The organism is Gordonia sp. CPCC 206044 (genome assembly GCF_048537895.1).
Taxonomy (GTDB): Bacteria; Actinomycetota; Actinomycetes; order Mycobacteriales; family Mycobacteriaceae; genus Gordonia.
The window spans coordinates 269,832-281,681 of record NZ_JBCLVL010000003.1 but is presented as its reverse complement, the minus strand read 5'-3'; the positions used below and the strand labels follow the sequence as shown (position 1 = coordinate 281,681).

The 11,850-nt window shown below is 66.3% G+C and carries 11 protein-coding genes and 1 pseudogene; 5 read left to right on the top strand and 7 right to left on the bottom strand.

What is annotated here, in order from left to right; genetic code table 11:
- Positions 1-11: 11 nt before the first annotated feature.
- Both AAFP35_RS05865 and sigK read right to left on the bottom strand, forming a co-directional pair.
- On the bottom strand, positions 12-767 hold the full coding sequence (locus AAFP35_RS05865) for an anti-sigma factor (protein WP_419220615.1): 756 nt from the start codon (positions 765-767) through the stop codon (positions 12-14).
- The gene (gene sigK / locus AAFP35_RS05860) at positions 760-1,338 is read right to left on the bottom strand and encodes an ECF RNA polymerase sigma factor SigK (protein ID WP_419220614.1); all 579 of its coding nucleotides are present in this window, start codon (positions 1,336-1,338) and stop codon (positions 760-762) included. The genes AAFP35_RS05865 and sigK overlap by 8 nt, the downstream gene beginning before the upstream one ends.
- A gap of 179 nt (positions 1,339-1,517) precedes the next feature.
- On the opposite strand from sigK, the gene AAFP35_RS05855 reads away from it, so the two are divergent.
- Positions 1,518-2,480 carry an alpha/beta hydrolase gene (locus tag AAFP35_RS05855; RefSeq protein WP_419220783.1) on the top strand — a complete coding sequence of 321 codons (963 nt, stop codon included), beginning with the start codon at positions 1,518-1,520 and terminating at the stop codon, positions 2,478-2,480.
- A gap of 193 nt (positions 2,481-2,673) precedes the next feature.
- Here AAFP35_RS05855 and AAFP35_RS05850 read toward each other — a convergent pair whose 3' ends face one another.
- On the bottom strand, positions 2,674-3,015 hold the full coding sequence (locus AAFP35_RS05850; protein ID WP_419220782.1) for a LuxR C-terminal-related transcriptional regulator: 342 nt from the start codon (positions 3,013-3,015) through the stop codon (positions 2,674-2,676).
- Between the two features lie 346 nt (positions 3,016-3,361).
- Positions 3,362-4,060 carry a LuxR C-terminal-related transcriptional regulator gene (locus AAFP35_RS05845; RefSeq protein ID WP_419220613.1) on the bottom strand — a complete coding sequence of 233 codons (699 nt, stop codon included), beginning with the start codon at positions 4,058-4,060 and terminating at the stop codon, positions 3,362-3,364.
- Between the two features lie 310 nt (positions 4,061-4,370).
- Between AAFP35_RS05845 and AAFP35_RS05840 the strand changes: the two genes are divergently transcribed.
- The 3 genes and pseudogenes from AAFP35_RS05840 to AAFP35_RS05830 all read left to right on the top strand — a co-directional run bounded on the left by AAFP35_RS05840 (position 4,371) and on the right by AAFP35_RS05830 (position 8,799).
- A complete protein-coding gene (locus AAFP35_RS05840) occupies positions 4,371-5,117 on the top strand; it encodes an acetoacetate decarboxylase family protein (protein WP_419220612.1) in 747 nt (248 codons plus the stop codon).
- A 756-nt stretch (positions 5,118-5,873) separates the two neighbouring features.
- A pseudogene (locus AAFP35_RS05835) lies at positions 5,874-7,129 on the top strand (DUF222 domain-containing protein).
- Positions 7,130-7,785: 656 nt separating this feature from the next.
- Positions 7,786-8,799 carry a pirin family protein gene (locus AAFP35_RS05830; protein WP_419220611.1) on the top strand — a complete coding sequence of 338 codons (1,014 nt, stop codon included), beginning with the start codon at positions 7,786-7,788 and terminating at the stop codon, positions 8,797-8,799.
- Positions 8,800-8,849: 50 nt separating this feature from the next.
- On the opposite strand, the gene AAFP35_RS05825 is transcribed toward AAFP35_RS05830, so the two are convergent.
- Both AAFP35_RS05825 and AAFP35_RS05820 read right to left on the bottom strand, forming a co-directional pair.
- Positions 8,850-9,530: an FMN reductase gene (locus AAFP35_RS05825; RefSeq protein WP_419220610.1), complete on the bottom strand. Its 681-nt coding sequence runs from the start codon at positions 9,528-9,530 to the stop codon at positions 8,850-8,852.
- On the bottom strand, positions 9,527-10,672 hold the full coding sequence (locus AAFP35_RS05820; RefSeq protein WP_419220609.1) for an LLM class flavin-dependent oxidoreductase: 1,146 nt from the start codon (positions 10,670-10,672) through the stop codon (positions 9,527-9,529). Before AAFP35_RS05820 ends, AAFP35_RS05825 begins: the two co-directional genes overlap by 4 nt.
- A gap of 131 nt (positions 10,673-10,803) precedes the next feature.
- Here AAFP35_RS05820 and AAFP35_RS05815 point away from each other — a divergent pair, with 131 nt between their 5' ends.
- The gene (locus AAFP35_RS05815) at positions 10,804-11,316 is read left to right on the top strand and encodes a DUF4878 domain-containing protein (RefSeq protein WP_419220608.1); all 513 of its coding nucleotides are present in this window, start codon (positions 10,804-10,806) and stop codon (positions 11,314-11,316) included.
- Positions 11,317-11,399: 83 nt separating this feature from the next.
- On the opposite strand, the gene AAFP35_RS05810 is transcribed toward AAFP35_RS05815, so the two are convergent.
- Positions 11,400-11,711 (bottom strand): hypothetical protein, encoded by a 312-nt coding sequence (locus AAFP35_RS05810; protein WP_419220607.1) that lies wholly within the window; start codon positions 11,709-11,711, stop codon positions 11,400-11,402.
- Positions 11,712-11,850: the final 139 nt, after the last annotated feature.

Genomic DNA, 11,850 nt, shown 5'->3' with positions numbered 1-11,850 from the left:
ACCGACCACGATCACAGCGGGAGCTGCGCGAGGATCGATGTCGTCGGCTGGACCGAACCGCCCTTGGGTTCGACGGTCACCGCGAGCACCGTCGACGCGTCGATGGCGTCGACGACCGTCGGTGACTCACCACCGGACGGCGGGATGAGACCTGCCGACACCGGCGAATCCGCCTTGCCGATGAGCCACAGCTGGTAGTCGCGGTCGTCAGGAATCGGATTCCCGATGTCGCGCAACAACGCAACGGCCTGGTTGCGTTGCCGCGAGGTCACCACCGACATCGCGCCACGGTTGTCCGCCAACTGACCGGCCGAGAGTTTCGCATCCGGCGCGGCCAGCACATCGAGGACCACTCGCCCGGACTCGGCGACCGGTGGTGTCGACGGTTCCGGCGCGGTGCCACGACCGATCAGCACACCGGCGCCCAACGCGACGACGATCGCCGCGGCGGCCGCCGCGATGAGCGCGGCCCGTCGTCGCCCTCGGCGTGAGCGGGCCCGGTCGAGGTCGACGACAGCACTCGCGTCGTCCGTCGCGAACACGTGCTCGAGAACCCGCTCCCGCAGGGTATCCGGCGCATCGATGGCGTAGCTGCTCGCGAAATCGGCCATCACAGCCTGGGTTTCGATAATCCGATTCTCGTAGACCTGTCGTTCGGTGACCGTGAGATCGGCGAGTTCGGCCTGCACGCGATCATGTTCGTCCGGGGCCAGAACGTCCACGGCATAGAGTTCGATGTGCTCGTCGAGCCAGTCGGTGTCAGGCATCGGTCCGGCTCCTCAGGCAATTGCGCAGTTTGCGCAATCCGTCTCGTATGCGTGTCTTGATGGTGGGCAGCGGTGTCGACGTGTGCTCGGCCACCTCGGGATAGGTCATGCCGTCGAAGTACGACATCTCGATGCTGTCGCGCTGCAGGTCGGTCAGCCGGTCCAGGCAGCCACGCAACGCCTGGCTCTCCTCACGATCGATGACCACCTCGAGCGGCGCGGGCGCGTCGGGCGCCGGATTGCTCGTCTCGTACTGACCGAGCTTTCGGCTGTGGGTCTCTTCGGCCCGCACCCGATCCACTGCTCTGCGGTGCGCAATGGTCATCATCCAGCTGATCACACTGCCACGCCCGGGGTGGTACTCGCCCGCGTTCTCCCAGAACTGCAGGTATGCCTCCTGGACGACCTCCTCGGCATAGTGCCGATCGCGCACCACCCGCACCGCGAGTCCGTAGATGCGTGCGCTGGTCAGATCGTAGAGATGCGCGAAGGCACCGCGGTCACCACTCGCGGAATCGGCCAGGAGCGCTGTCAAGAGATGGGAATCACCGACGGGCCCGGTTAACGTCACGTCACCACCGTAACGATGTAGTCGTTGCGGACGTACACGTTCTCCACATACATCACTCCGCCGGGGGCTCACTGGTCGATCACATACACTGGGCAGCCGGTAGGCGCCGAACAGAATGGACAGGGAAATCAGTGGGTAGACAGCAGCAACGCCTCTTCGTCGGGGCGGTCGTGACCGTCATGGCCACCATCGCGGCACTACTCAGCGCAGTGGCCGGCGCCGCGACGGCCGCACCGCAATCGCGCATCGTCAGCGTCTATCAAGACGACCCGCATCAGGTCACCCTGACCGTCTACTCCGCGTCGATGAACCGGACCTTCCCGGTGACCGTGCTGACGCCCAAGGACCAGACGAAGGCGGCACCCGTCTTCTATCTGCTCAACGGGGCCGGTGGCGGCGAGGACTCGGCCACCTGGGATGCCCGCAGCGACTACAAGAAGTACTTCTCCGACAAGCACACATACGTGGTGACGCCCATCGGTGGAGCGTTCTCCTACTACACCGACTGGCAGCGCGACGATCCGGCTCTGGGCCGCAACAAGTGGCAGACCTTCCTCACCAAGGAATTGCCCCCGCTGATCGACGGACATTTCAACACCACCGGCCGCAACGCGCTGGGCGGGATCTCGATGGCCGGTACGTCGGTGCTGAACCTGGCGATCGCGGCACCGAAGCTGTATCGCTCGGTGGCCGCCTTCAGCGGCTGTGCACGTACCAGTGACCCGGTCGGCCAGCAGTACATCAAGCTCGTGGTCGAGAGCCGCGGCGGCGCGAGCGTCGAGAACATGTGGGGGCCGCTGAACGGACCCGGCTGGCGCGCCAACGATCCGTACCTGCACGCCGACAAGCTGCGCGGCACGAAGATCTACATGACCAGCGGTACCGGACTGTCCGGCAAGCACGAATCGCTGAAGGACCCCGAGGTCAACGGTGATCCGCTGTTCCTGGCCAATCAGGCGGCGCTCGGCGGTCTGATCGAGGGCGCCATCAACCAGTGCACCCGGCAGATGGCCGACCGCCTCAAGCAACTCAACATCCCGGCCGACGTCGACCTTCGCGGCACCGGCACCCACTCCTGGGGTTACTGGCAGGACGACCTGCACAACACCTGGCCGTCGCTCGCACGGGACCTGCGCCGGTAGATGAGCGCCGCTGGGTGACGACCGCCGTCATCGGTGCGGCACACACGACAAACCAAAAAATCCGCCCTCCACCGCGAGGTCGTCGACGTGATGTCGCCGGCTCGCATGTGGAGGGCGGATTTCGAGGTTTCCGGGGCCAGAGAGACCGCCGACCGGTCACATCACGACCGACCGGTCTCACGAACGCCGGAGATCACCAACGGTCGAGGCTGGTGTACCCGTCCTGCAACGCACGCGCGAGCAGATGCGTCTTCGTGGGGGCCTCACGACCCACCGCCGAATACTTCGCGCGGATGCGCGCGAGGTGGGTGCTCACCGTCGACGCCGAGATGAACAGGGCGCCTGCGGCGTCCTCCTTGGAATCGGCGGCCAGCCACGCGAGCAGAACCTCAACCTCACGGGAAGACAGCTCAGGGCGCCGGTAGGACAGCGTGCGGTCATCGGGTTCGCGATAGTCCGACATGCGGGCCACCGGTCGTCCGGGCAGTTCGGGAGCCGGGGAGCCGGCGTCGTCGCGCTGACGACCTCCAGGCATCCGGGCCACACCAATGGGCATCTGTGAAGTCGAGATCACGCGTCATCCTTCGCTCTGCAACAACCATCCCCGATCGACGGCGCGTCTCGGTCCCCCGACACGACCGCACCACAGGCTTTGCACGCTAGGTCTTCTCTGACCTGGACAGTAGACCCAGAATTGGGGACATGTGCCGTGAACGCTCGGACACCTCTCATCCGTGCAGGTCACCGCCGCGACATCAGGCTCGAGCGCGCACGGCCACGCCCAGGTGTGACGCAGCTCCCATCGCCGACGACGGGCCTGCCGGTCTCATGCCGGATGTTCGATGACCACCGTGACCCGCAACGCGGTGGCCGACAACGGCCTAGCGGAGATCCCCACCCGGGTCACCCGACCGCGACGACGGGTCCGCGCCCGGCGCGGGGAGCCAACCGTCCTCAACGGCTCGCTTGAACAGATCGAGCTTGGTCCGTGTGGGTCTGCCGGCAGCGGCGTACTTATGGCGGATTCGTTTCAGGTACTCGTTGACGGTCTCGGCGGTCACACCCAACGCCGCGCCCACACCGGCCGAGGTCTCGCCGGACGCATACAGGGTCAGCACACGCTGCAGCTGTGGACTCAGATCGACTGCGGCGAGTTCCGGATCGCCGTCGATCGCCGCGGCCCATTCGGTGGTGAGCACCTCGCGTCCGTCGGCTGCCGCGCGGATCGCCTCGACGATCTCGCGTTCGGTTGCCGACTTCAGCACCACCCCGAGCGTCCCCGCGCGCGCCGCCGACCGCAGCAACGCGGGATGCTCGCCGGAGGTGTAGACGATCGTCCCGATCCCGGCCCCGGTCAGCCGGGTCACATTCTCCCCGGGTGTGGTGCCGTCGCCGAGGCGCAGATCGAGCAGCACGAGGTCCATCGGTATCTGCTGCTCGAGCAGCGCGGCGACGGTGGCCGCCGAACCGACGAGTTCGAGATCCGGCTGATCGCCGAGGATGCGTTCAATTCCCCACACCGGCGACGGATGGTCATCGACCATCCCGACCCGGATCCGACTCGACTCACCGGCCGTCATGACGCCTCCTCCGACGATGCCCCGTCCCGACGACGGCACCGCACATCCTCCACGCAAGGTTCCTACGCACGTCTCTGGGCCCGTCTCAGTGGGCACATTCCCTCTGGGCACATCCCTCTGGGCACATCCCTCTGGGCACCTATTCGCACCCATTCTCCTGGGTCCACTCTCTGCGAGACGCCTCCCAGTGTGCCGCGCCGACGCGGGCAGGTTCCCAACCGGTCGTCGACCTGGCACCATGAACGCAAAACGAGAACATGTTCTACCTGACTCGCCGCGCCCCCTCGGGACGCGGAGAAAGAGGTTGTCGATGACGCACGCACCGTCCACCCACGACGTCCTGGGCACCACGGTCACCATGCCGGTCCAGATCCGGCACGCACGCTGCTTCGTCGCCGGATTCACCGCCGACACCGCCGCGGTGACCCAGGTGATCGGAGACCGGGTGCGGCCGCTGCGTATCCGCCCCGGGCGGACCATGTGCATGCTCGTGTTCGTCGACTACGTGGACGGCGACCTGGGCCCGTACAACGAGTTCGGCGTCTGCTTCCTCGTCGAGGACCCGACCCGTCCGCCCGCCTCGCCGGCGAAGGCACTGCGCTCCCTGCTCGCCGGTGACGCCCGGGCGCTGATCCACCGCCTCCCCGTCGACGGGGAGTTCACCCTGGCCGCGGGTCGGGGCATCTGGGGATTCCCCAAGACGCTCGCCGAGTTCGACGTCGACCACGACTCGGCGACACGACACGGCCGGGTCGTCCAGGATGAACAGTTGATCGCCGACCTCACCGTCCGCCCTGGTATCCGCGTGCCCGACAACACGAAGGACACCGTGCTCAACGCGTACTCGCACCTCGACGACGTGCTCCGGATGACGCCGTGGAAGCTCACCTCCACCTCGGGCACCCGCACCCGTATCGGCGGTGCCGACCTCACACTCGGCACACATCCGATCGCCGACGAACTGCGATCGCTGAAGCTCGGGCGTCGCGCCCTGATGACGTCCTCGGTCGATCGCCTGACGATGACATTCGAGGACCCGAACGTGATCAGCACCTAGGGCGTGCCCGACAAATGGGGTAGTCACAGTGCGATGGTCCGAACGACTGTTGCGCCGGTTACGCCGCGGCACCTTCGGGTGCGCGAGTAGATACTCGACGACGGGACCATCGTGGGATTGTCCGGTCCCGGCACGGTCAGGCCACCCCGAGCGGCGATCAGGCGCCTCGCTCGCCACTGCTGGTCGAGTAGGCGCCGAGGCGCCCCACTTGCTGGTCGAGTAGGCGCCGAGGCGCCAGCCGAGGCACCGTATCGAGACCGACACTCCGGCAGGGGATCTCGATACGCGGCCTCGCTGCGCTCGGACGCCACTCGATCGGCAAGTGCAGGGCCTACCCCACCGGCTCAGACGCTACTGAATTCGGCAGGCACACACACTGCTGGTCGAGTAGGCGCCGAGGCGCCAGCCGAGGCACCGTATCGAGACCTACGTTCCGGCAACAGATCTCGATACGCGGCCTCGCTGCGCTCGGACGCTACTCGATCAGCGGACTCAGGGACACCTCAGCGCGCTCGGACGCTACTCGATCAGCAGACAAGGCCTACCCCACGGCCGGTCGAGTAGGCACGAGGAGCCGTATCGAGACCAAGCAGGACCGGCAGAACCGCATTATCGATGCCCCTGTGTAACAACGTCAACCACCACCGCTAGCCTGTCGGAGGCCGCCGCTACAATGACACCAAGGTGACATCCGTTCGGTCGAAACATATTGTGGCACAGTAGAATACTTGTGGATGAACTCTTCTCGCCGAACGTATGTTCGACTACAATCGAGTCATGCCGCTGGACACCCTGATCCCGTTGCTGCGTGAGGTGACGATCGACGCCGATGCGTCCGGTCGCCACATCTTCGACACCACGAAGACCTTGATGAGTCTGCGTAACCTCGTCGACCACCAACTGGCCGTGCACGCCGCGAACCTTGACCGTCTCGGGGTGGCGCAACACACCGGCGGCCGCACCCGCAGCCTGTTGATCGAGATGGGCGCTGCTCCTGCCGTCGCCGACCGCTGGCTACGCATCGGAGCCGCCCTGGACCGGTTGGAACGCGTCGCTGCCTATTCTGCGGACGGGGTGTTCTCAGGCGAACACGTCGACGCCCTGGTGCGGGGGATGGCCCATATCGACCAACGGGCACCCGAACCGTTGTCGGCGGGGTCTGTGATCGAACACGAACTCGCCCTCATCGCCCAGGCCTTCTCCGGCGCCACACCACGTGAAGTACTCGCGACCGCCCGCTCACGCGGCAACCAGATCGCCGACGACCACGGCGGGCTACCGGCAGCCGAGGACCGCACGATCAACGAGGTCTCCACGACCGTGGTCGCCGATGGTCGGTTGGAGGTGTTCGCCAACCTCGACATCGTCACCGGCGAAAAACTCGTGTCCGCCGTCGAGTCCCTCGCGAAGAAGAGGCCCGAGCCCGACGGATCCGACGACGCCCGATCGGCCGGGCAACGTCGCGCTGATGCGTTGGAGATGATTCTGGATGCGGCGGCCAAGGCCACTCGCAGCGGTGACGCCGACATGGTGGTGCCCCGAAAACGCAGGTGAGTGTGACCGTGCCGGCTGATCATCCGGATCGAGCGTCTCTGGAATGGCTGGGGCCGGTCTCCCAGACCACCGCACATCTGGTGGCGTGTGATTCCGCCGTCACGGTGTTCGACGTCGACGAGCACGGTGCACCCCTCGGCGTGAGCAACGCAGCGAGGTTGTTCACCGCCCAGCAGCGCAAAGCACTCATCGTGCGTGACCAATGCTGCGTGAAATGCGGAGCCGCCGCCGGACATACGCAATGCCACCACATCATCTACTGGTCCCGAGGCGGTGCCACCGTCATCGACAACGGCTGCCTGTTGTGCACCGCCTGCCACGCCCAAATCCACGCATCAGACTGGGAGATCATCATGGGCGCCGACCGACACCCCTGGCTGATCCCACCCGCCGAGATCGACCCGACACGGACTCCATTGCCGGCCTACAACAGACGCACCATGACGCTCGCGGCCTGACCACGTCCCGACCGAGCGCCCGCCTGCCCCGGCCCCTGCGGCATAGCGGCCACCGCCTGCAGTGGAGGCACAGTCAGGAGGTTGATCTCGATACGCTCGCTCGGCTGGCGCCTCGCGCGCTACTCGATCGGCGGCGGGTGGGCATCCCGGACGCGGATTCGATGCCGAGGGCAACCACATAGCCGAAACAAACTGACCCAACACAACTTTCACCAAGCATAAACCAGCGACCCGGGACACCCGGGTTGTGCACGACCCTTGACAACTCCACAGTGTGAAATGGGAAACCCCGTTTCGGGTGCCCGCCGAGCAGTGAACCGGCGGGCACCCGAACGGCGGCCATGCCGCAACGCCCGAAAACCACCTGCCGACAGCCGAGATGCTCACACGCTGGACGCGCAGTCCCAGAGGTCAGGCGAAGGCGCGTCCGACGAACCTGGTGAGCGGTTACATGTGAGGCTCTGTCGAACGCCAATTCGGCCACCTCGAACAGTGGCGCGGCCTGGCCACTCGCCACCACACTCGCAATGTCTGCCGAACTGCGGCAGTCCTCAATACAGTGATCCCTGGACCCACACATTGGCGGACACCCTGGTCGATGCGTCACTAGACTTGAGGCGCACAGTCCGGACATCTGCGAGAGGTGGCGTGCGCCGATGAGCAATCTCGAAGTCGATCCTGCCGAGATCGATTGTCATTCAAGCACTCACCGTGCCGACGACCGGTCCGGACGCGCGATCTCGATCGAGGTGCTGACCGCACGGGACGTCCCGCTCGGCGGACCTCGGGCGATGACCGTGCACCGGACACTGCCGCAACGGCAGCGGTCGCTGATCGGGGCGTGGTGTTTCGCCGACCACTACGGCCCCGACGACGTGTCGGTGTCTGGCGGGATGGACGTGCCACCCCATCCGCACACCGGACTGCAGACCGCGAGCTGGTTGTTCACCGGGGAGATCGAGCATCGCGACACGATGGGCAACCACGCGATGGTGCGTCCGGGCGAACTCAACCTGATGACCGCGGGACACGGCATCGCGCACACCGAGGTCTCCACCCCGGAGACGACGATCCTGCACGGGGTCCAGCTGTGGATCGCATTGCCTGCGTCGGCGGTCGACACACCACGCGACTTCGCCCACCATGTCCCGGAGCCCCTCGACCGTGACGGCGTCACCGTCCGCGTGTTCCTCGGCGAACTCCTCGGCGACCGGTCACCGGTGCACACGTTCACACCACTGCTCGGCGCGGAACTGACATTCGCACCGGGCGCCGAGATCGACCTCCACGTCGACGAGGGATTCGAACACGGCGTTCTCGTCGATCAGGGCGCGATCCGCATCGTCGACTCCGCGGCAGACCCGCTCACCCGTACCGAACTCGGCTATGTGGGAGTCGGGGCGAGTCGGCTACGCCTGCGCAACGAGTCCGCCGAGGCGGGGCGGGTGGTGCTTCTCGGCGGGACGCCGCTCGACGAGGAGATCATCATGTGGTGGAACTTCCTCGGCCGCTCGCACGACGACATCGTTGCCTTCCGCCGGCAATGGACCGAGCACAGTGAGCGGTTCGGACAGGTCGAGGGATACCAGGGCGATGTCCAGCATCTGCCGGCACCCGCGTTACCGACCACCCACCTGCGCCCTCGCCACAACATCCCCGGGCGCGCCTGAGTTCCCGAGTTCGTCACGCGTCGCCGAGGGTCACCGAGAAGCGTGTCGTGTCAGTCGGTTTCGCCGAGCAGCCGGGCGAAGTTGGCGATCCCGGCCGCCTCGGTGGCCGCCTGCTGGGCATGTCGACGATCCGTCACCTCCGGTGACGCGGGTGACGAGTGCCGCACCTGGGTCGGCGTACCGCGGCCATCGTCGAGCGCCGCCGCCAATTCGCCTGCGGCACGCTCGATCCGGTCCGAGAGCGCGGCGGTGTCGCCTGACGTCCCGGCCCAATCCTGGGACGCGGCGTACACACCGGTCGGCAAGGTCGCCGCACGCAGATAGGAAAACAGCGGGCGCAGTGCATGATCGAGCACCATGGAGTGGCGCGGGCTGCCCCCGGTGGCGGCGAGCAGAACCGGCTTGCCCTGCATGCGTTCGATGTCGACGAGGTCGAAGAACGACTTGAACAATCCGCTGTAGGACGCGTTGAACACCGGCGAGGCGACGATCAGCCCGTCGGCATCCTGTACCGCCTCGATCGCTTCGGAGGCCGCCCCGATGGCGAACCCGGTGGTCAGCGAGCGAGCGATGTCGACGGCCAGTTCGCGCACATCGATCACCCGAATCTCCGGCGTCACGCCCGTACCGGCGCAGGCGTGCGACGTGGCCTCGACGAGGCGGTCGACCAGCAGCCGCGTCGACGACGGGTCGCCGAGGCCGGCGTTGACCGCGACCAGCCTCGACGTCATGCCCGCACCTCGTCGCTCTCGTCTGCTGCATCCCGGTCTGCGGCATCCCGATCTGCGGCAACCCGGTCTGCGGCATCCCGAGCGGCGACGAGCGAGGCGTGGGTCGGCGCATCGGGCACCTTGGCAGGCCGCCCCTCGGCGAAGCCCGCGCGCAGATCCGGCAGTACCTCACCGAGCAGGTCGAGCTGTTCGAGCACGGTCTTCAGCGGTAGGCCGGCGTGGTCGACGAGGAACAGCTGGCGTTGGTAGTCACCGAAGCTCTCCCGGAACGACAGCGTTCTGTCGACGAACTCCTGTGGGCTGCCGACCGTCAGCGGCGTCTCGGTACTGAACTCCTCGAGCGAGGGACCGTGTCCGTATACGGGCGCATTGTCAAAGTAGGGGCGGAACTCCCGGACCGCGTCCTGCGAGTTACGGCGGATGAAGAACTGCCCACCGAGACCGACGACGGCCTGATCGGCGTCGCCGTGCCCATAGTGCTCGTAGCGCTCCCGATAGAAGCCGATGAGTCGCTGGAAGTGCTCCTTGGGCCAGAAGATGTTGTTGGCGAAGAAGCCGTCCCCGTAATACGCGGCCTGCTCGGCGATCTCCGGGCTGCGGATCGAGCCGTGCCAGACGAACGGCGCGACACCGTCGAGCGGTCGGGGCGTGGACGTGAACGACGTCAGCGGTGTCCGGAACTTGCCCTCCCAGTTCACCACCTCCTCGTTCCACAGTCGGTGCAGCAGGTGATAGTTCTCGATCGCGAGCGGGATGCCCTGCCGGATGTCCTGACCGAACCACGGGTAGACGGGCCCGGTGTTGCCACGACCCAGCATGAGATCGACGCGGCCGTCGGCGAGGTGCTGGAGCATCGCGAAGTCCTCGGCGATCTTCACCGGATCATTGGTGGTGATCAGTGTGGTCGCCGTCGACAGTTGGAGCTTGCTCGTCTGCGCGGCGATGTAGGCCAGCGTCGTTGTCGGCGACGACGAGAAGAACGGCGGGTTGTGGTGCTCGCCGATGGCGAACACGTCGAGGCCGATGTCCTCGGCCTTCTTCGCGATCTCGACGATGGCCTTGATGCGCTCGTGTTCGGTCGGGGCGACACCGGTGGTCGGGTCGACGGTGATGTCACTGACGCTGAAAAGTCCCAGCTGCATGTCGTTCCTCCTCGGGGAGTCCGGAAAGCTTCACACCAGTTAACCGGACCGCGGTCCGATTAATTCCGGCCGAACGGTCCGCTCGCACCCGTGGGTTAGTGTTGGCTTACCCAATCAGGATGGAGTCGGATATGAACGTTCGAAAGTCGCTGGCAGCAGCCCTGCTCGCCGGTGCCACCGTGCTCGTCGCCGCAGGCTGCTCCGACGACACGTCGGATACCGTCAGCAGCGCGGCCAGCAAGGCGACATCCGCCGTCGGCTCGGCGGCGAGCGAGGCGAAGGAAGCGATCGTCGGCCTCAAGACCGACGACGCCCAGGTCATCGTCCGCAAGGCCGTGGACCCGGCGACCTCCTCGGAAGAACTCGACGCCGTGGTCGACACGAGCAATCCGGTCAGCAAGGCGGCGATCCAGGGTTACGCGAAGGCGTCGAACGCTGCCGGCTACACGCCCGAGGTGTACACGGTCAAAGAGGTGAAGGCCGACGGCGACAACAAGGCGATCGCGACGGTGTCCATCAAGAGCCCGCACGCGCCGCAGCCGATCGATCTGCAGCTGGCGTTCGTGAAGGTCGACGGCGACTGGAAGCTCAGCAGCGACGCGATCACTCAGCTGTCCTCGATGGGCGGTCAGCACGGCGGCTGATCGAGTCCGACCAGTAGACGACGAGCGCCGCACCGGAGATCCGGTGCGGCGCTCGTCGTTGTGCGTCTGAGGTGGTGTCGAGGTCAGCTGACCGCGCGCAGATGGCCGCGGCCCTGGTCCCCGGGCAGATGCCGCGCCAACCAGGCGACGACCTCGCCGACGACCCTGTTCTGCTCGGCGGCCGCCCCGATTCGGGCGATCGACGGCATGCAGTTGAGCAGGGTCGCGTAGAGCGCTGCGTGCGCGGACATGCCGTGACGATCCATCACGGCCGCATACGAGGTGATCCCGTCGTGGAGCGCACCATAGGTCACCGACTCCTCGCCGAGGCGCACCGCCACGAGGTGAGGCGCCGACTCGGCCCGGTCACGGATGTCATCGAGTAACTCAAGCATGGTGTGATCCCCCCACAACCAGACAGTCGACCGTGTTCATGTCGCCTCCGCATCAGAACCGTGCCGGGTCAACCTTTGCATCTAGCTTAGTCTGGCTAAGGATACTCGTCACCGGCTTCATGATCATGTGGTGCATTCC

Bases quoted from the DNA above. Each gene is read 5' to 3' on its own strand.
- AAFP35_RS05820 (WP_419220609.1), bottom strand. From the start codon at position 10,672: ATGCAGCTGGGACTTTTCAGCGTCAGTGACATCACCGTCGACCCGACC.
- AAFP35_RS05830 (WP_419220611.1), top strand. From the start codon at position 7,786: ATGAGCAATCTCGAAGTCGATCCTGCCGAGATCGATTGTCATTCAAGC.
- AAFP35_RS05845 (WP_419220613.1), bottom strand. From the start codon at position 4,060: ATGACGGCCGGTGAGTCGAGTCGGATCCGGGTCGGGATGGTCGATGAC.
- AAFP35_RS05865 (WP_419220615.1), bottom strand. From the start codon at position 767: ATGCCTGACACCGACTGGCTCGACGAGCACATCGAACTCTATGCCGTG.
- AAFP35_RS05825 (WP_419220610.1), bottom strand. From the start codon at position 9,530: ATGACGTCGAGGCTGGTCGCGGTCAACGCCGGCCTCGGCGACCCGTCG.
- AAFP35_RS05850 (WP_419220782.1), bottom strand. From the start codon at position 3,015: ATGCCTGGAGGTCGTCAGCGCGACGACGCCGGCTCCCCGGCTCCCGAA.
- AAFP35_RS05810 (WP_419220607.1), bottom strand. From the start codon at position 11,711: ATGCTTGAGTTACTCGATGACATCCGTGACCGGGCCGAGTCGGCGCCT.
- AAFP35_RS05815 (WP_419220608.1), top strand. From the start codon at position 10,804: ATGAACGTTCGAAAGTCGCTGGCAGCAGCCCTGCTCGCCGGTGCCACC.
- AAFP35_RS05855 (WP_419220783.1), top strand. From the start codon at position 1,518: ATGGCCACCATCGCGGCACTACTCAGCGCAGTGGCCGGCGCCGCGACG.
- AAFP35_RS05840 (WP_419220612.1), top strand. From the start codon at position 4,371: ATGACGCACGCACCGTCCACCCACGACGTCCTGGGCACCACGGTCACC.